This window comes from Enterobacter sp. Y17 (assembly GCF_019730495.1).
Lineage (GTDB): Bacteria > Pseudomonadota > Gammaproteobacteria > Enterobacterales > Enterobacteriaceae > Enterobacter > Enterobacter asburiae_B.
In genome coordinates, this window is record NZ_JAASKP010000003.1 from 203,317 (window position 1) to 222,899 (window position 19,583).

Annotated in this window: 11 protein-coding genes; 3 read left to right on the forward strand and 8 right to left on the reverse strand. The window is 61.1% G+C overall.

Annotated elements, in window-relative coordinates; translation table 11 throughout:
* The first annotated feature begins 18 nt into the window (after window positions 1-18).
* The gene (locus tag HCH49_RS17170) at window positions 19-1,200 is read left to right on the forward strand and encodes a PLP-dependent aminotransferase family protein (RefSeq protein ID WP_213730190.1); all 1,182 of its coding nucleotides are present in this window, start codon (window positions 19-21) and stop codon (window positions 1,198-1,200) included.
* 85 nt (window positions 1,201-1,285) lie between these two features.
* On the forward strand, window positions 1,286-1,804 hold the full coding sequence (locus HCH49_RS17175) for a DUF6622 family protein (protein ID WP_221703054.1): 519 nt from the start codon (window positions 1,286-1,288) through the stop codon (window positions 1,802-1,804).
* A 2-nt stretch (window positions 1,805-1,806) separates the two neighbouring features.
* On the opposite strand, the gene HCH49_RS17180 is transcribed toward HCH49_RS17175, so the two are convergent.
* Complete coding sequence (locus tag HCH49_RS17180; protein WP_221703055.1) at window positions 1,807-2,226, reverse strand: nuclear transport factor 2 family protein; 420 nt, start codon at window positions 2,224-2,226, stop codon at window positions 1,807-1,809.
* 97 nt (window positions 2,227-2,323) lie between these two features.
* Between HCH49_RS17180 and HCH49_RS17185 the strand changes: the two genes are divergently transcribed.
* Complete coding sequence (locus tag HCH49_RS17185) at window positions 2,324-3,055, forward strand: AraC family transcriptional regulator (RefSeq protein WP_033146341.1); 732 nt, start codon at window positions 2,324-2,326, stop codon at window positions 3,053-3,055.
* Here the strand turns inward: HCH49_RS17185 and nudI are convergent.
* The 7 genes from nudI to HCH49_RS17220 all read right to left on the reverse strand — a co-directional run bounded on the left by nudI (window position 3,027) and on the right by HCH49_RS17220 (window position 19,322).
* Window positions 3,027-3,452, reverse strand: coding sequence for a nucleoside triphosphatase NudI (gene nudI / locus HCH49_RS17190; protein ID WP_033146340.1), 426 nt, complete (start codon window positions 3,450-3,452; stop codon window positions 3,027-3,029). The two genes, HCH49_RS17185 and nudI, sit on opposite strands and share 29 nt — an antisense overlap.
* Window positions 3,453-3,496: 44 nt before the next feature.
* Complete coding sequence (locus HCH49_RS17195) at window positions 3,497-3,844, reverse strand: HigA family addiction module antitoxin (protein WP_109844720.1); 348 nt, start codon at window positions 3,842-3,844, stop codon at window positions 3,497-3,499.
* A 10-nt stretch (window positions 3,845-3,854) separates the two neighbouring features.
* Window positions 3,855-4,154, reverse strand: coding sequence for a type II toxin-antitoxin system RelE/ParE family toxin (locus tag HCH49_RS17200; RefSeq protein ID WP_033146338.1), 300 nt, complete (start codon window positions 4,152-4,154; stop codon window positions 3,855-3,857).
* A gap of 252 nt (window positions 4,155-4,406) precedes the next feature.
* The gene (locus HCH49_RS17205; RefSeq protein WP_086374946.1) at window positions 4,407-5,576 is read right to left on the reverse strand and encodes an HlyD family efflux transporter periplasmic adaptor subunit; all 1,170 of its coding nucleotides are present in this window, start codon (window positions 5,574-5,576) and stop codon (window positions 4,407-4,409) included.
* A 10-nt stretch (window positions 5,577-5,586) separates the two neighbouring features.
* Window positions 5,587-7,785, reverse strand: coding sequence for a type I secretion system permease/ATPase (locus HCH49_RS17210; protein ID WP_210867613.1), 2,199 nt, complete (start codon window positions 7,783-7,785; stop codon window positions 5,587-5,589).
* Complete coding sequence (locus tag HCH49_RS17215; RefSeq protein WP_221703056.1) at window positions 7,782-9,185, reverse strand: TolC family outer membrane protein; 1,404 nt, start codon at window positions 9,183-9,185, stop codon at window positions 7,782-7,784. The genes HCH49_RS17210 and HCH49_RS17215 overlap by 4 nt, the downstream gene beginning before the upstream one ends.
* An 81-nt stretch (window positions 9,186-9,266) precedes the next feature.
* The gene (locus tag HCH49_RS17220) at window positions 9,267-19,322 is read right to left on the reverse strand and encodes a BapA/Bap/LapF family large adhesin (RefSeq protein WP_221703057.1); all 10,056 of its coding nucleotides are present in this window, start codon (window positions 19,320-19,322) and stop codon (window positions 9,267-9,269) included.
* Between the last annotated feature and the right edge of the window lie 261 nt (window positions 19,323-19,583).

Sequence of the window (19,583 nt, forward strand, 5' to 3'; positions counted from 1 at the left end):
AAAGAAGGTATGCAAAGAATGTCTGTGAATAAACTCGCCAGCAGCGCGCAGGGCCTGCAATCATCTGCCATCCGTGAATTGTTAAAACATAGCAAAATGGCCGGCGTCATTTCGCTGGGTGGGGGTATTCCTAACCCGGCCTTGTTCGATCACGAAGGGCTGAAAATTGCCGCTGATGCCGTATTATCACAGCATTTTGGCGAGGCGTTCCAGTACGGCCTGACGGAAGGCGTACCGGGGCTGCGGGAAGAAATTCAGCGCATCTGTGAAGGGCGCGGGATCCGCTGCAAGGCGGATGATGTGGTCGTGACCTCCGGTTCACAGCAGTCCCTCGACGTGCTGGCGCGTGCATTAATTAACCCGGGCGATACCGTTGTGGTTGAGCGTCCAACCTATCTTGCTGCGCTGCAGGTATTTGGCCTGGCGCAGGCGAATTTTGAATCCGTTGGCACCGATGGCGACGGCATGAAAGTCGACGAGCTTGAAGCGCTGGCGGCAAATAAAACCATCAAAGCGGTCTATATTGTTCCGACGTTTGGCAACCCTGGCGGGGTAACCCTTTCTGAGGCGCGTCGCAAACAGCTGGTGGAACTATCGAAGCGCTATGACTTCGTCATAATTGAAGACGATCCGTACAGCGAAATTAATTATACCGATGAAGTTTTCCGCCCGTTAATTGCCCATGCCAAAGATATCGGCAACGAAGAGAACGTGGTGTATACCTCAACCTTCTCCAAAATTCTTGCTCCAGGAACCCGCGTGGGCTGGGTGCTGGTGCCGGAATGGCTGAAGCGCGCAGTAGTAAACCTTAAGCAAACCACCGACCTGCACACCAGCACGCTGTCGCAGCTGATGACGTATGAATACCTGAAAACCGGTCGTCTGCCCGCTCAGATTAAAACGATCCGCGAAGCCTATCGCCAGAAATACCAGACGTTCGCAACCGAGCTGGAATCCGAGCTGGGTGATGTGATGTCGTTCCACAAGCCGAAGGGCGGCATGTTCCTGTGGGCGAATATGAAAAATGGTAGTAATACCACCCGCTGGCTGGAAAAAACGTTAAGTAACGGCGTAGTATTTGTGCCGGGCGAATTTTTCTACTGCAATGAGCCAGACCATTCAACGCTGCGTATGTCGTTTGTCACGCCAACGGATGAAGAGCTGAAGGAAGCGGTTCAACGCCTGAAAAAATCGCTGTAAAAGACCTGCGCATAATGGCTTTCCTGCCGTTATGCGCAATACGCGTTCAGGGCGGCACGGGCCGCGATCGTCCATGGAGATCTCCATGTTTGAATTTCTGTTCGGTGTCGTTACGCACACGCCTGCCTGGGTGTGGGTGCTGTTTATCTTCCTTATCTCTCGCGGCATTAAAGCCCGCAGGCCCGCCGCCGTCACGCTGGAGAGGCTTGCCATCATTCCGGCAATATTTCTAATCTGGGATATCTACGATCTGGTGGTCTATCGCACGCTGACGCCCGGAACTGTCGCATTGTGGACGGCGGGGATCCTCGCCGGGGCCGCGCTGGGGTATATCCTGATTAAGCAGGCGGTTATCACCCGCGCAGATGCGCCGCGCACCCTTTACCGCCAGGCAGACTACACCGCGCTGCCGTTTATGATGCTGGCGTTCGGCGTCAAGTATGTGCTGGGCGTGATGAGCGCGGTCTCTCCCCAGACGATGCAGCAGCCCGCCATGAGCGCGCTGGCGATCGTCTCCGGCGGCGTGTTTGCCGGCGTGTTTCTCGGGAAATTTGCGCGTTACGTTGGGGTGTATAACAGTGCCGCACCGCGCCCGGCGGAGTAAGGTTATTCTGTCGCGTGTGCCAGCGTGCGATCTGCAGCATCGCCGCTGAGTGCTCGCGTGACTTCATGGATCCGCCAGATTTTCCCTTCACGCAGCGCGGCAAACAGGTAAACCTCGATCTCTGCCTGACGACCATTGGGATACGTGACCGTCACGATATGCCGGTCAGCCAGAAGTTCGTCATGACAGGCTATCTCCACCACGGTAAAGGCGATTGCGCGGATCTGTGAGCTGACGTGGCTCAGATGCTGGACAAAACCCCGGTAGTCAAGCGCGTGACCGTCCGTAAACTGCTGGTAATCGGGCGTAAATACCTCTGCCGGATCGATATCGCCGTTGAATAAGCGGGTTAACAGGCAGGCCATCTTTTCGCGCTGCGCGGCGTTGTCGGCGTGGGATATCAGGGACGTGATAATGCTCATGCGGGCTCCTTATGTGGTTGAATCACCATTATTCTTGACAGCCGAAGTCGCAGTTTCTCTAATACGCCGAAGAATAACGATTTTCGGTCAAAATGATATGGTCAGTGTTGAAACGCTCCTTCATCCAGGCGGGTACCGAACGCCCTGGCACAGTCATCGCACCGGCCAGCTGTGGCGTATTGCAACGGGGCTGCTGGTCATTGAGACGCAGCAGGCGCGATCGGTCGTACCGGCAAAACACATCGGCTGGATCCCTCCGGATCGGCAGCACGCCGCTTTTTCCGAAAGTGCGGTAGAAGGCTGCGCTATCTTTCTTGACCCCGCCGGGTGCGCAATGCTTCCCGATGCGCCCGCGCTGTTCGAGCCCGACGATCTCACCCATGCACTGTTTTCCCGTTTATGCGATGCAGAGAGCGAGTACGATCCGCGAAAGCTTACTTTGCTGCTGGATGAGCTTGCCCTGACGCCCCAGGCTCGCTTTTCTCTGCCCGTGCCGACGGATCCGCGTCTGAAGAACGTGGTCAGCCATTTGCTGCAGTTTGTCGATGATAACCAGACGGTCGAGAGCCATGCTATTCATGCTGGGATGAGCGTGCGTACCTTCAACCGTCGGTTTAGCGCCCAGACCGGAATGAACTTTGTTAACTGGCGGCAGCTGGCTCGCGTCATGCGGGCAATGGAGTGGCTGGCCGCGGGGAAGCCGGTAGGGTGGATTGCGCTGTCCTGCGGCTACAGCAGCGTCAGCGCATTTATTGAGGTTTTCAGAGCATGGACCGGTAAAACGCCGGGGCAGTGGGCGATTAAAGAAGGCCCTTTTGGGCGAAGGTAATGCGCGTGGCTGCGTTGAGATCCAGCTCTTTTAACGATTCCGGGTTAACCCAGGCGATCTCCTGAAACTCTTCATTAAACGTGACTTCCCGGTTGGCGCTGATGCAGTCGAAGATCAGATAGATCATGTAAATCTCCTCAGTGGTGCCATCGGCGTAGGTTTTCACCCTGATGTCATCGCGAAAAGCCCATGGCGTAACCGAGACAATCTCCAGCGCTTCGCCCAGCTCTTCGCGAATCTCACGGCGCAACGCCTGTTCCATGGTTTCGCCCGGCTCCATTCCACCGCCGGAAAGAGCCCACTGGCCGGGGAACACGCCGCGATCGTCGGCCATTTTACACAGGAGGTAGGCACCGTCATTCTGGATGATGGGGCAGACAATGGTTCGTTGGCGCATGATTTCTTCCTGAAAAAATATTGATAGGTGAAGTGTTTACCGAATCAGGCTACATCCGGCTGGCCAGATTTTCGCTTAGCTATGACGTCCGCAACGGTCTTTATACGGCTTAGCTCCTCCTGCGTCCTGGGGTTGGATTGCGCTTCCCAGATATCGACGTTCAGCTGTAAGTTAAGCCAAAATTCAATCGTGGTATCAAAGGCTTTTGCCAGTTTGATCGCCATATCGGCAGTCAGCTTGCGATTGTTATTGACCAGCGCGCTGATGGTGTTGCGGTGAACATTGAGCATCTCCGCCAGATCGCTGATTTTCAGATTGAGCGGTTCAAGATACTCATACTGCAACACGTCGCCCGGCGTGGTGGGTTTGCGGAGTGCCTGTTGAAGTGTCATAGGTGATGCCTCACTTGTGTTGCGTGTACTTGTGTGGAGAGAGGTAGAGATCTTCTGCTTTACCCTCTGTCCAGCGAAATACGAGCCTGTATTGCCTGTTTACCCGGATAGAGGAATATCCCTTCAGCGGAGGATTCAATGCTTCATACATATTGCCCGGTGGCGATCGCAAATCCCTGTGCGAGGTTGCTGCCCTGATGATATCGAGCTTTCTCGCAAGCGCTGTTTCCAGATTTGCAGGAATAACATTGCTCGATCTGCCGTAAAGAAAAAAATCCTCAAGCCATTGATCCCGAAAATAACTAATCATAATGGTGCTGAGCTCCAGTCCTTGAAGCTGATTGAATAGTAATGCACTCCCGCACTGTGCGCAAGTGCGTTTTTTGTCTGCGGTTAATATTACCTTGGCGATGGCTGAAGGGAAGTGGGATGCATGACTAAAGATTAATACTCCGAGGTAGGTTCCAGTTCTGACGTGCGGTTAAATACCCGGCGGCGCTGCGCTTGCAAGGGCCTCCGGGTATGTAGGCCGGGTAAGGCGGAGCCGCCACCCGGCGATTGACTACCGCTCCCTCAGCGCCTCTTTCGCCCGGTTAAACGGCTTGATCAGATAATCCAGCACCGTTTTCTCTCCGGTCTTAATGTCCACCGTCGCAATCATCCCCGGCACAATCGAGAAGTGCCTGCCGGCCTTATTCACCAGGTAATCCTGGCTGGTGCGGATAAACACCCGGTAATAGAACACTTCCGGCTTGGCTTCGTCCTGGATGGTGTCCGGAGAGATCGTTTCGACGACCCCGTGCAGGCCGCCGTAAATGGCGTAATCGTAGGCGGTGATTTTAACCAGCGCCTCCTGGTTCGGGTGGATAAAGGCGATATCGCGCGGCGACAGGCGGGTTTCGATCAGCAGGTGATCGTCTACCGGCACAATCTCCATCAGCTCGCCGTTGGGCGGGATCACGCCGCCGATGGTGGTGACCTTGATGTTTTTCACGATCCCGCGCACCGGGGATTTTACCGTCAGACGGGTGACGGAATCCTGGCGGCCCTTGAGGATGGCCGAAACCATATCCACCTCCGCGTTGGCCTTGGATAACGCCTCGCGCGCCTGAACGTAATACTGCGAACGTACGTCGGTGAGCTTCAGCTCCAGATCGCTTTTCTGCCGCTGCAGGCGCAGCACCTCCACGTGGCTGGCGGCGCCGGTTTTGACCAGCCGCTGGGTGATAGCCAGCTCCTTATTGGCGAGATCTAACGCGGCGCGCAGCTCCCGCTGGGTGTCCTCCAGCTGCGCGCGGCGGGAGTTGTAGAGTCGCGTTTCGTCAGCAATCAGATCCGGCCATTTTGCCAGCGAAGGGGGGAACTTCAGCGGGAGATCGTTCACCTCGGCGTACAGTCGGGCGCTGGAGGCCAGTGAAGCCCGATAGCGCGCCGCACTTTCACCAACGTTCGATTCGGAACGCGTTGGATCGAGCCGCGCCAGCACCTGCCCGGCCTGCACCTGATCGCCCTCGTGGACGTTCAGCTCGGTGAGGATCCCGCCGTCGAGAGACTGTAAGACCTGCTCGCGAGAGCTGGGGATCACTTTACCCGAGCCGGTAGATACCTCATCCAGCACGCCAAACCACGCCCAGACGCCCAGCACCACAAACATCAGCAGCGAGAAGATCACGATCCGACGCGCGCCGGTATAGCCGCTTTCGGAGTCGAGGGCGTTATCCAGATCGTCCATTGCCGCCACGTCACGCTGACTGATTTTCATTTTTCCACTCCCGTCCGGTTGCTGCCTGCTGCTGTTGCTGCTGCATACGGCTGTTGTTCAGCGCCTGGGCTTTTGGCGCATCCATCACCAGCATCCCCTCTTTTAACACCACGACGCGCTCCACCAGTTCCAGCACCGGTACGCGATGCGTGGCGACAATCAGGGTGCGATGCCCGAGCCAGTCGCCCAGACGCTGGATGAATTCCCGCTCGGTGTGCTCGTCCAGCGAGGCGGTGGGTTCATCCATCAGCACAATATTCGGATCGCGCAGCAGCATTCGCGCCAGCAGAATCGACTGGCGTTGCCCGCCGGATAATCCCACGCCGTTTTCCATGATCGGGTAGTCCAGCCCCTTGGGCAGCTTCTGCACGAAGCCTGCCGCGCCGGTCAGCTCCAGCGCCTCGAAAATCTCTTCGTCGGTGGCGCGCGGCATGCCGAGGGTGATGTTTTCGCGCAGGGTGCCGTAAAACAGCCGCGCGTTCTGGGTCATAAAGCCGACGTTGCGCCGGACGTCGGCGACGTCGAGATGCGGCAGGCTGAAGTTATCAAGCCGCAGCTCGCCGGCCGCCAGATCCATTCCGCCCGCCATGGCCTGCAGCAGGGTCGATTTGCCCGCGCCGTTGCGCCCGAGGATCGCCACTTTTTCTCCCGGTCTGATCTCCAGCCGGTTAATGCGCAGCGCCATGCGCGGATCGTCCGGCTGATAGCGGAACTGCGCCTGCTCGAAGAGGTAATGACCGCGCAGCACGTCCTGGCGGATCGGCGTCTCCTCGCGCTGATTTTCGGTGGGAAGCTGCATGATGCTGTCCAGCCCCTCTTTTGCCGCTTTGACCTGCTGCCAGCGCGCCAGCACGCCGCACAGCGTCGCCATCGGGGCGATCATGCGGGAGGCCAGCATCGACGCGGCGACCACCGAACCGGTGGTCAGGGTGCCGTCGATCACCATCGGGGCGCCGACCACAATCACCCCGGCGTAGACCAGGCTCTGAATGGTCATCCCCCAGCTAATCAGGTTCTGCGTCAGCTCGCGGGTGCGCAGGCCGGATTCTGCGGTGATCTGGATATAGCTGTTCCACTGCTGCAAAAAGCGGTTTTCCGCCTGCATCAGCTTGATGTCCTCCAGCCCCTGCACGCTCTCCACCAGCACCGCGTTGCGCAGGGTCGATTCATGGGCCGACTGCTTTGCCAGCTCCGCCAGCTTCTTCTGCAGCAGCAGGCCGGGCAGGACCATGATCACCGCCGCGACCGGGGCGATCCACGCCAGCTGCGGGGCGATGATCGCCAGCACCACCACGAACAGGAGAAAGAACGGCAGGTCGACAATGGTCGAAATGGTGGACGAGGTGACCATCTCGCGGATCTGCTCCAGCTCGCGCAGCTGAGAGATAAAGCTGCCGGTGGAGCGGGGGATCGCGCTGTTGCGCAGCCGCAGCGCGTGGCCGAAGACGCGATCCGAAACGCGCATGTCCGAGCGCTTGCCGAGCAGATCCATAATGTGCCCGCGCGCCACGCGCAGCACAAAGCCAAACAGGGTGGCAATCAGCACCCCGATGGTCAGGACGTAAAGCGTCGGATAAGACTGGGCGGGGATCACCCGGTCGTACACCTGCATGGAAAAGACGATCCCGGAGAGCGACAGCACGTTGATAAAGAGGGCGGCCAGCATGACCCAGCTGTAGGGGCGCAGGTCGCGCATCACCAGCCGGTAGAGCCAGTCCGGGCGGTATTTTGAGATATAGGCATCCACGCGGCTGTCCTTCAGCGCGGCGAGTGGACGCAGGGCAATGACGTGGCGGATAGCGGGCAGCATCGCCGTCATCGACAGCCGGTTGGTGTAGGTCTCATCGTCGAAAAAGCTGACCTCCAGCGTATCGTCCCCGTCGAAATGCTCGATCACGCCGATCCTGCCGTCATTCATCGCCACCACCACCGGCAGACGCCAGCTGTTGATCGCCTGCCGATCGTCGGTAAGGAGCTGAAACGACAGCCCCGCTTCGCGGGCCAGCTGGGTGAGGGCGGGCACCATCGGTTTGCCTTTCAGCCACGGCGCGCCTGCGATCAGCGCGCCGGGGGAGCAGGCCACGCGGTAGCGCGTGGCGACAAAACCGAAGGCCTGCGCCCACTGCGCCAGCGCCTCATCCGTCATCGTTTCGCCCTGCGGGATTTCGCGTTGCTTCATGGCTGGATCTCCACGGTCTGGATGGTGCGGTTATCAAGATCGAACGCGTGACGCAGCTGCCCGGTGTTATACAGGCAGTTGAGCTGCAGCTGGTGCAGCTGACCGAGGGTCTGCTGCTGGGTGAAGCGCGCCTGGTAGACCTCCTGCTCGGCGTTGAGCACGTCGAGGAGCGGGCGCGAGCCGAGATCGAGATACTGCTGCTGGTACAGTTCGCGGGTGCGGGCGCTGAGGGCTTCCTGGCGACCCTGGATTTGCAGCGTGCTTTGCAGGCTCATCACCTGGCTGCGGGCTTCCAGCAGTTTCTGGCGGACATCAAGGCGCGTGCGCTGAACGGTGGACTGCGCCGCCTCCACCGCGTGTCCGGCAGCGTTACGCCGGGCGGTGAGGCCGCCGCCCTGATAGAGCGGCATCTGCACTTTCACCCATGCGGAATACTGGGTGCGATCCCGGGTTCCGCTCCCCGCGTAGCGATCGTTCATGTAGTGACGCACCTCCGGCTCCAGCGAGACGGTTGGCGTCATCTGCGCGTCGGCGTAGTCGAGGTTAGCCTGGGCGACGTTAGCCTGCGCCCAGGCGGCAAGTACCGCGGGAACCAGACGGTCATCCGGCTCGGCGATGTCGCAGCTCCGGCCCAGCTTTTGCGGAAAGTCATTGCTGATGGCGTTCAGGCTGTTCCAGCCGAGAAAGCTCATCAGCGTGGCGCGGGCGCTGTCCAGGCTGGCCTGGTACTGCATCAGCTGGGCGCGCGCGCCTTCGATACGGGCATCGGTCTGCACCACGTCAGAGAGCGACGTGGCCCCTTCGTTGTTACGCTGGCGGGTCAGCGTGCCAATGGAGGAGAGGGCGTCGAGCTGCTCTTTAGCGGTCTCGACCATCTGCTGCCAGGTTTGCACCTGCACCATGGCGATGGCGGTATCGTGAGCGATGGTGTCGATACTCACCAGCACGTTGGCCTGCTGCTGGGCAACGCCCGCGCTCTCGGCCCGCACCTGGCTGTCCACTTTGCCAAAGTCGTAGAGCATCTGTGAGAGAGAAAGCACCAGCGACGGCGTAAAGCCGTTCTGGTCGCCGTCGTGGGAATAACCGTTGTCCACGCCGGCATTAATCTGCGGATAGTATTTTGATTTAGCGACGTCCACCTCTTCGCTCTGCTGGTAGAGTTTCCCCACGGCTTCGCTGATGGCCGGGTGCCAGGTGACGGCGCGGTTGACGGCATCGCCAAGCTGCAATGAACCGGGTGCGGCTTTGCCAGCCGCAGGTGCGACGCGGCCATTGAGCGAGGGGAGTTCCTGCGTTTCGCGAAGCTGTCCGGTATTGATGATTGCCGCCGGGTTCGCGCAAAGAGCGGGCACAGATATCAGGCAGCACGAGAGCCACCAGTGAGGCATCTTCATTCCCATGTCATGTCCCTATTAAAAAGAGTATGTCTTTATTATTTATGCCCGGGCGCTGTGCGCCCGGGTCATCTCTTGCAGGTGCTATCAGGTAATGATGTGCTGCTGGTTAACCAGCTCGTCGTAGGTGGTCTGAACGCCATCAAGCGTAACGAGCGTGGTATTAGTGTAGGTGCCTCCCGCACCGTCACGGTCGATGGAGATCACGGTATTGCCATTACTATTAGTGACATGGAGATAATTCCCCAGCGTCGCGGCGCTACCGTTCCAGCCCACCAGCAGATCGCCGATGTCGATTTTGTCCCCCTGCGCCAGCGAGAAGCCGGTCCAGTGATCGCCCGCGGTGCTGCTGACGTTACCCGCCGTGGCATTCCCCACCGTACTGTTCAGCACCTGGTAAATCAGCGTATCGCCGTAGGCCGTACCGGTGATGGCGTCGTTATGTTCCGAACTAATGAACTGCGGCGCCATATTGATGGTCAGCGTGGCGCTGTCCGTTCTCCCGGTAGAGTCGGTCAGGGTGTAGTTGAAGGTCTCCTTCGACGTCATGGATGAGAGCGATACCCCGCTGTTGAGGGTATAGGTGTAATGGCCGTCAGCGCCGATCGCCAGGACGCCATAATGGCCGGTGATGTTCACCGTTGCGCTGCCGGTATACGGATCCAGCGTGGTGGTCACGCCGTTGTATCCGGTCACGCTCAGACGGGTATCCACCGAGTGGAGCTGATCCAGCACGCCGCCAGAATCGGTACCGTCAAAGATATTGCCGTTGACGGTGTGGCTGCCGGTGACGTCGAAATCACTCAGCGAGTAGGTGGTGCCGTTCACGCTTGGCGTGATGGTGATGTTCCCCACGCTCAGCCCCGGTACGCTACCGGTAAAGTTCAGCGTATAGGTTCCGGCGTTCAGATCCAGCCCTGTGAGCGGGATGTCGATATTGCCGCCCAGCAGTGAGCCGCCGCTGAAGGAGCCGCTGCGGATCACGCCCGAGCCGTCGCTGATGGACCAGTTTACCGTCAGCCCGCCCAGCGCCAGCAGCGAGGCCACGTTAAAGTGGAGCGACACGTTGTGCAGCGCGGTGTTCGTGTCGACCACGAAGGTTCCGCTGCCGGAGCCCTGGGTTGACGAGAGCAGGGCCGTCGTCCAGCTGGCGGTGCCCACGGTCGTATCCGAGTATGCCGACGTGTGGTGCACCGAGGTGAGGTCCATCGTGGCGCTGACATCGTTCACCGCATCCATCGCCCGGGGGGTTGGGGTGATGTTTAGCGATGCCGTATCCTTCGAGCCGTCAGGCGCGGTAACGGTGTAGACGAAGGTATCCGGCGTGCTGATATGGTCCGCTCCCACGCCGCTTCTCAGGGTGTAGGTGTACTGTCCGGACGAATTGATGGTCAGCGTGCCGTATTCCCCCTGAATGGTGGTGGTTCCACTGCTGTTGACCGCCACGCCGTTCACTTCGGTGACCAACGTGCCCGCCGGAACTGGGTCATTCGCCAGCACGTCGCCCGTGGTGGTTTCGCTGATACTCGCCACGCTGTAGACATGATCCTGCAGGACGCTCAGCGTGTAGCCCGTCAGGACGGCGATCCCCGATGCGGTATTGAGTAAGAACAGGTACTCCCCGGCCGGCAGATTCAGCGTAAGCTGGGATGACGAGCCCCCCAACAGCGGAGCGCGCAGCCAGCCCGACTCGACGCGAACCTGCTCGAAGGTCTGGGTGGCGTTGTTGAACTTATAGACGTACAGATCGAATACCGACGCCAGCGCCACGCCGCCCACGGAGGCCTGGATGGTCATGGTGCGGGTCGTGCCTTCCTCCACGTTGTAGATAATCGGGTTGGTCATGTCGTCCAGCAGGTTAAGCCCCAGCGTGCTGCCGAGATTAATGCCCACCAGGGTAAAACCGTTCTGAGACGAGGCGCCGTTATTAATCTCGCTCACGGTGGTGTCAAAGGTCAGCGAGGCCGTATCGTCCACCGTCACAATGCCGTTGATTACCGTACCGGCACCCAGAGACAACACCAGCTGCGCCGACGCGCTGACGCCGTTATGGGTGATGGTGTAGGTGAAGTTCTCCGTCCGGCCAACGACCGCGGCGCTGGTGTCGGTCAGGTTGTAGGTGTAGCTGCCGTCGCGGTTGATGGTCAGCGTACCGTATTTGCCCTGGATCACCGTGCCGTCGGCGTTCACGCTGGTGGTGACGCCCTGGGCGTTAGTGACTGCGGAAACGGTGGTTCCGGCCGGCGCGTTGTCGCTGCCGGCTGTCGGGTCCGTATCGAGGATCACGTTGCCGTTCAGGCTGGTATCGCCCGTGACCGTACCCGGACCGGTCTCTTTCACCGCCACGTCGAGGCTGGTGTAGGAGCCGGTCGCCAGCAGGTTGGTGTTGTAGCTGAGCACGCGATAGTTGCCGTCGGCCAGCCCGGTCAGGTTCAGCGATACGCCGGTTGCGCCGAGGGTAAGGAGATCGGCAAACTGCGGTTGGCCGGTATCCACCACGGTGGTCCAGGCGCCGTTGACGTAATGCTGAACCACCAGCTCAAGGGTGTTGAGCAGAGAGAGAACCGCGCCCGTGGCGTTGGCGTTCACCACGATATCCGCACTGCCGCCGCTGCCCACCGTGAAGTTGACCTGGGCCGTATCATTGCCCAGCAGCGTCAGGACGTTGCCGACGGCGCCGACCAGCAGGAAGCCGTAATCGCTGTACTGGCTGTTGGTCACGGTTGCCGTGGTGCTGAGGTTCAGCTCTTCGACGTTATTGCTGGCGGAGAGCGGCACCACCGGCGCAAGGGCGGAGCCCGGCAGCGAGGTGTTGCCCGCGGCGTCGGTGGCGGTGATCTGCAGCGTCTGGCCTTCGGTCTGTTTGTTAATGAAGGTGTAGGTGTAGGTGCCGTTGCTGCCCGCAATGGCGGTCACCGTCGAGCCGTCCGCAAGGCGGATCGCGACGGTGCTGCCTGCTTCCGCAGTCCCGGTCAGGACGCTACCGTCAGCGTTGAAGGTCCCGGTCGGCGCCGTTGGAGCGGTCGTATCGACGATAATCGTCGTCACGGCTGACGCCACGCTGGTGTTGCCCGCCGCATCGGTGGCCGTGGCGGTGAAGTTATGCGTGCCTTGCGCCAGCGTGGTGGTTTGCGGCAGGGTCCAGTTGCCGCTGCCGTCGGCGGTCACCGTGCCCACCAGCGTGATGCCATCGTAGATCCGCACCGTGGCATTCGCTTCGGCGGTTCCGCTCAGCGTTGGGCGCGTGTCGTTGGTCGGATTCGTACCGGTCACCGGGCCGGTAACGCTGCCGACATCATCAATGACCGAACTGATGACCGGTGCGCCCGGCGCGAGGGTATCGACGTTAATCACGTACCCGGCGGTCGGCGCGCTGGCGTTGCCCACCGCATCGGTGGCGGTAAAGGTCAAATTGTGCGGACCGTTGCCCAGCGCCGGGGATGGCGTAAAGCTCCACGCCCCGCCGGTCGCCGTCACGCTGCCGATTTGTACGCCGTTATCGAAGATTTTCACCGTCGACCCGGCTTCCGCCGTACCGCTGAGGGTTGGCTGCGCGTCGTTGGTGAACCCGCCGTTCGCCACCGGCGTCGCCGCATTGCCCACGTCATCCAGAATGCTGGTCAGCACCGGCAGCGCAGGCGGCGTGGTGTCGACGGTGAGGCTAAAGCTGGTGGACGACACGCTGGTGTTGCCTGCCGCATCCGTCGCCTGCGCGGTGAAGCTGTGCGCGCCAGCGGTCAGCGTGGTGTTGAGCAAGATACTCCAGCTTCCGTTGCCATCCGCGGTGCCCGTTCCGACAAGGGTAGTTCCCTCATAGATCTTCACGGTGGCAAACGGTTCGCTGGTTCCGACAAGGCGCGGTACCGTATCGTCGGTTGTTTGCCCGGACGTAAGCGGGCCGGTGATGGTGCCCACGTCGTCTATCGCCTGGCTGATAACCGGCGCGTTCGGTGCGGTGGTATCCACAATCAGGGTAAAGTCCGGCGAGTTCAGGCTGACGTTGCCCGCTGCATCGGTGACCGTGGCGGTCCAGGTATGGCTGCCGTTGGTCAGCGGCGTTGACGGCGTAAAGCTCCATGCGCCGGTACCGTCCGCCTGAACGGTGCCGACCGGCTGCCCGTTCTCATACACGGTGACCGTGGCGTTGGCGGTCGCGGTGCCGTTTAGCGTCGGCGTGGTGTCGTCGGTGCTCTGCCCGGAAGAGAGCGAAGTTTGAATGCTGCCCGCGTTGTCACCCGCGGTCGAAATGACCGGCGCCGACGGCACGCCCGTATCCACCGTCAGGTTAAACGGTGTCGTCGTGCTGCCGGTATTGCCAGCCACGTCGGTGGCGTTGAAGGTGATGGCGTGGGGACCTTCGCCCAGATCGGTACCCGGGGTGAAGGTCCAGCTGCCCTGGGCATTCACCACCGCAGTGCCAATTTCGTTGCCATCAACGATCACGTGCACGGTAGAACCCACCTCGCCCGTACCGTTGAAGGTTGGGCGCGCGTCGTTGGTGCTGTTACCCGACGTGAGCGCCCCGGTGACCGGACCGACGTCGTCAATCACGCTGGTCACCACCGGTACGCCGGGGGCTGCGGTATCAATTGTAAAGGTGAAGACCGATGAGTTAGCCGAGGCGTTGCCTGCGGTATCCGTTGCATACGCGCGCAGGGAGTAGCTGCCGTCGCCCAGCGGCGCGGTCGGCGTAAAGGACCAGTTCCCGCTGCCGTCAACGATCGTCGTGCCAATCTGCGTGCCGTTATTCATGATGTGAATCGTGCTGCCCGCCTGCCCGGTGCCGCTGATGGTCGGGGTGCTGTCGTTGGTCACCTGGCCGCTGGTGAGGTTACCCTGGACGCCGCCAGGGACGTTGTCGCTCACATTATCCAGCGTCGGAACCGTCGGTGCCGTCAGGTCAACCACCACGCTCCAGGGAGCTGAGACCGCGCTGACGTTGCCCAGCGGATCGGTCGCCCGGACGGTGAAGCTGTGCGAGCCTTCGCCGAGCGCGGTGTCAGGGGTAAACGTCCATGTACCATTGTTGTCAGCCGTCACCACGGCAATCTGGGTGCCGCCGTCGAAAATGGTCACCACGCTGTTTGCGTCCGCTGTCCCCGAAAGGGTTGGCGTGGCGTCGTTCGTCTCGGTGCCGCTGACCACCGCGGTGGCGGCGTTACCGACGTTATCCGTGACGTTGGTGATGACCGGCGTGGCGGAAACGGAGTCCACCACGACGGTGAAGCCCGCCGAAGGACCGCTCTGATTCCCCGCCGGATCGGTCTCGCGGATGGTCAGGATATGGTTGCCTTCTGTCAGGACGGGCGTGGTGTAGCTCCAGGTGCCCGTATTGCCGACCTCCGCGGTCCCCAGCAGCACGCCGTTGTTGTAGATGGAGATGGTATCGCCGACCGCGCCGGTGCCGGTGAGGGTCGGCTGGTTGTCGTTGGTGGTCTGGCCGCTGGTCAGCGGTCCGGTGCCCGGACCGACGTCGTCAATCACCGCGCCGATAGCTGGCGTGCCCGGTGCGGTGAGGTCGACGGTGACGCTGGCCGCCGGAGAGCGGCCGCTGGTCTGGCCGTTGAGGGTCGCCGTCACCTCAAAGGTGTGCAGCCCTTCGCCAAGCGCGGCTGGCGTATAGCTCCAGTTGCCGCTGCCGTCGGCGGTCACCGTCGTCAATGGCGTCGCGCTACCGTCCTGATAGATGGTAATCAGGCTGCCCGCTTCGGCCGTACCGGTAAGCGTTGGCGTGGTGTCATTAGTGGTTTTGCCTTTCACATCGCCAGTAATCGGGTCTGCATCATCGACGATCGCCGTGATGACGGGCACCTGCGGCAGCTCAAGCGACGAGTCGATGACGACAAAAGGCACGCCCGCGCTGGCATTCCCTGCGGCATCCGTAGCGGTCACGGTCAGCGTGGTCGGATCCAGCTGCGCCGGGCTCAGCGCAATGGAGAAACTGCCGTCGCTGCCGACAACGCCGGTACCAATGACCGTGGAACCGTTTGTCACGGTAATGATGCTTCCCACGTCACCGGTACCGGTCAGCGGTGTTCCTTCATCAGCCAGCAGCATGTTGCCCGGATCTGCCGGGGCGACGGTATCTACCGTCACGCTCAGCGGCGCTGAACTGCCTGAGGGATTACCCGCGGGGTCGCGGGAAGAGACGGTGAAGGTATGCGGGCCATCCGGCAGCGTCGTGTCGGCAGTCCAGCTCCAGGTGCCGCCCGGCTGGACCGTCACCAGCACTGTAGATGGCGTGCCGTCTACGGAAACGATAACGGTGGTGCCGGGTTCACCGATCCCGGTAAGGGTTGGCGTGCCGTCCTTCGTGTAGAGCACGTTATTAGACAGCTGGCTGTCAGCTACGGCGCTAATGACGGGGATCTCAGGCGCAACGGTATCGAGGGTAACGGTAAAGACCGAACTCGGCGCGCTGACGTTGCCCGCTGCGTCCACGCCCGCCACGGTAATGTTGAGCGGACCGTCCGTTTGCGTTGGAAGCGTCAGGTTCCATTCCCCGTTAGCCACCACGACACGGCCCACTTCGACGCCGTTGTTGTAGACGATCACCGTCTCACCGTTGACGCCGGTTCCGCCCACTGTCGGTGTGGTATCCGTGATGTAGCCACCGTTAGGCTCACCGCCCACTGCACTAATCACCGGCGTAGCCGGCGCCAGGGTATCCACGACGATCGTAATCGCTGGCGACGGGTCAGAGACGTTGCCCGCTTCATCGGTGGCGGTGGCGGTATAGGCGTGGCTGCCCTCGGCAATGTCGCTGCCAGGGCGCCAGCTCCAGTTGCCGCTGCTGTCTACCGTGACGGTGCCCACGACGGTCGATATGCCGTTGACGGTGTCAGTGATGTTGATGACGTCGTTCGGCGTGCCGGTGCCGCTCAGGACCGGGCGCGGATCGTTGGTGGTTCCGCCATCGGGTACGGGGCCGGTGATCTGGGTGACGCTGTCGGTGACGGTCGGTGCCGCAGGCGTAGCCGGCGCTTCGGTATCAATGGTGATGGTTACCGGCTGCGACGGGGCGCTTTCGTTGCCCGTGCCGTCCACGTTGGTGACGGTCAGGGTGATGTCATAGGTACCGCCGGACAGCGGGGTTGATGGCGTCCACGACCAGCTGCCGGTATTGTCCACGACAGCGTCGCCGATTTTGGCGCCGTTGTTGTAGATCGTCACGGTATCGCCCGCCGTGCCGGTACCGCTCAGGGTTGGCGTGGTGTCGCGGGTGGTTTCGCCCGGGTTTAGCGTTGTTGCTGTTCCGTCAGGATTGACGGTGATGGCCGGGACGTCCGGCGTGGCAGGCGCGACGGTATCTACCGTCAACACAAACGGGCTGGAGATGGTGGTATTGCCTGCGGCATCCGTGGCGTGAACCGTCAGCGAATGCGGGCCGTCGGTAAGCGGGGTAACGGGCGTAAAGCTCCAGCCACCGCTGCCGTCGAGGGTGGCGGTACCGAGCAGGGTGGCGCCGTCATAAACGGTGATCACCGCGTCAGCCGGGGCGGTGCCCTGCAGCAGCGGTGTGGTGTCATCCGTGGTATCGCCGCTGCTGAGCGTGCCCTGAACGCCGCCGACGTCATCGGTCACGGTGGCGATGGTGGCTGCCGCTGGCGGCGTGGTATCGACGGTCAGGGTGAAGCCACCTGACGGCTGGCTGGTGTTACCCGCCGCATCGGTGGCAACAACGGTAAAGGTATGAGGCCCGCTGCCAAGAGGCGTCGTGAGGGTATAGGTCCACGTGCCGTTGTCGTCGACCAGGACCGTGAAAAGATCGGTGCCATCCAGGCGGATGGTGACGCTTGAGCCAGGTTCAGCCGTGCCGTTAAGCGTCGGCGTGGTGTCGTTGGTGCTGTCGTTGGGGTTGAGCGCGCCGAGGCGCTCCGGCACATCATCCAGCACCTGGGTAATGACCGGGGCGGCAGGCGCGACGCTGTCAATCGTCAGAGTCCAGGTGTTGGAGACGCCGCTGGTGTTACCTGCCGCATCGGTCGCGACGGCGGTCAGGGCGTGGGGGCCCTCGGCGATAGGCGAGGAAGGCGTAAAGATCCATACGCCAAGACCATTGGCGACGGTCGTACCAATAGCAACACCGTCCACGCGCACGGTGACCGTCGCGTTTGCTTCGGCGGTACCGCTGAGCGTCGGGGTGGCGTCGTTAGTGGTCTCATTAATGTCGAGCGAGCCGGTGCGACCGGGAACATCGTCCACAACTTGTGAAATCACCGGGGCGCCGGGTGCCGTGCCGTCGACGTTAATTGTCCACGGGTCTGATAACCCGCTCGGATTACCGGCGGGATCCGTCGCCTTCGCGGTCAGCACCCAGGTGCCATCGGTCAGCGGTGCGGGCGGCGTAAAGCTCCACAGGCCGGAGGAGGGAACAACCGTCGTACCGAGGACATCGCTGCCGTTATAAATCGTGATGGTCGAGCCCGCTTCGCCCGTCCCGTTCACGGTCGGGGCCCGGTCGTTGGTGAGGCCGTTCTGGCCCACGGGGCCGGTGGTGGCCTGCACGTCATCAATCACCGACACGATAATTGGCGTCTGCGGTGGGGTAATATCCGGTGATGCCGCGGAGGTTGCGGGCCCCGTGTTGCCTGCCGCGTCGGTGGCGTCAGCGGTCAGGATTTCGCCGTTGAGCTTCGGCGGGGTCAGCGTCAGGCTAAAGTTCCCTTCGCTGTCGGCAACAACAGTGCCAAGGGTGACATTGCCTTCACGGATGGTCACCGTGCTGCCAGCTTCCGCGATGCCGCTGATGGTGCCGCCATCATTCGAAACCTCGAGATTACCCGGGGCAGACGGCGGCGTGGTGTCCACGGTGAAGATGACGGGCTCTGAGGTCGCGCTCAGGTTTCCGGCGGCATCGGTTTCAGTGACGGTTATGGAGTGTGTCCCGTCCGGGAGCGGGCCGTTCGGCGTGACGCTCCAGGTGCCGTTGGGCAACACCGTCGTTGTGCCAACCACCACGCCGTTATCGTAGATGGTGATGGTTCCGCCGGGCTCGCCGGTTCCCGCGAGGATGGGCAGTGAAGCATCGGTAGGCGCGACAGACGTGATGGTTCCCTTGATAAGGCCCGTATCGTCGGTCAGCACAATCGCGCTCGGCGCGGCCGGCGGAGTAAGATCCACTGTAAGGGTAAACACCGGCGACGCTGGCCCGGTGTTGCCGGCGGCGTCGGTTGCCCGCACGGTAATCTGGTGAGTGCTTTCGCTCAGATCAACCGACGGGGTAAAGGTCCAGGTGCCGTTGCTGGCGACGACCGCTGTACCAATGGCGACCCCGCCGTCATAAATCGTCACGGTCGAGCCCGCTTCGCCGGTGCCGGTAAGCTGCGGGCGCTGATCGTTGGTGCTGCCGCCGTTGCTGACTGCTCCCGTCTGCGGGGCGATATCATCCGTTACGCTGGTGATTGCTGGCGCATCGGGCGCGGTGGTGTCCGGCGCGTTGAGCGTTGTGCCCGGGCTGGTATTCCCGGCGTTATCCGTGGCGGTGGCGGTCACCTGCTCGCCGTTAGTCAACGGTGTGCCGAGAGAGACGGTAAAGCTGCCGTCGCTGCCCGTTTTTCCTGTGCCAATGACGTTGCCGTTCGCGTCTTTCAGCGTGATGGTACTGCCGGGTTCTGCGGTACCGGTGACGGTTTTGCCATCTGAAGAGAACTTAAGGCCGGAAGGCGCGTTCGGCGCTGTCGTATCCGCATTTGCCGAATTGTTACTGCCGCCACTATCACCGCCGCCGGTGCTTGCCGCCGCCGCGATGCCGCCCGCTGCGGCAATTCCGCCCAGTGCCCATGGCCAGATGGCGGCACCACCGGCGTCGCTCCCGGAGGCTGCAAGCAGCACGTCCGTAGACGCGATGGATTCGTACGTGGCGGCTCCGGTCGGATCTTCAATCCACCATAATGCGCCGTTGCTGTCCTGCAGTACCAGCTGGCTCACGCCCTGCGCGTCCGTGACGTAGAAGTTTTTAAGGGTGATCACCTCGCCGGAGTGCAGCGTAACCAGCAGATCGTTACCGTTTCGCGCGAAATGGGAGACGCTCGCTCGCTCGACATGAAGCTCAACGATAGAGGAATGGCTCAGGGTAACCTGTGTGCCTTCCGTGGTCGTTTCCACGCCAGTAAGTTTCGATATAACAGAGATTTGGCTCATTTAGGCATTACTCCAGCAGATGTGTCATGAACGGCGAGCAAGACGAGCCATCTCTGCAGAAGGTAAAGGGCGCCCCCGGCGCAGTCGCTGTTGTTACGCAGCTCTGACCGTTGTTTTTAGCGCGCACGATGCCCGCCAGAATTCAGAGTGGCAACATCAGAGCGAATCTAATGACTTATAAAAGAGAACAGTTTTTATGGGTGTTTTGTGTCTTGTAAAACCCTGTAATTAATAGAGGAATTATTTTTTAGAATATAAAAA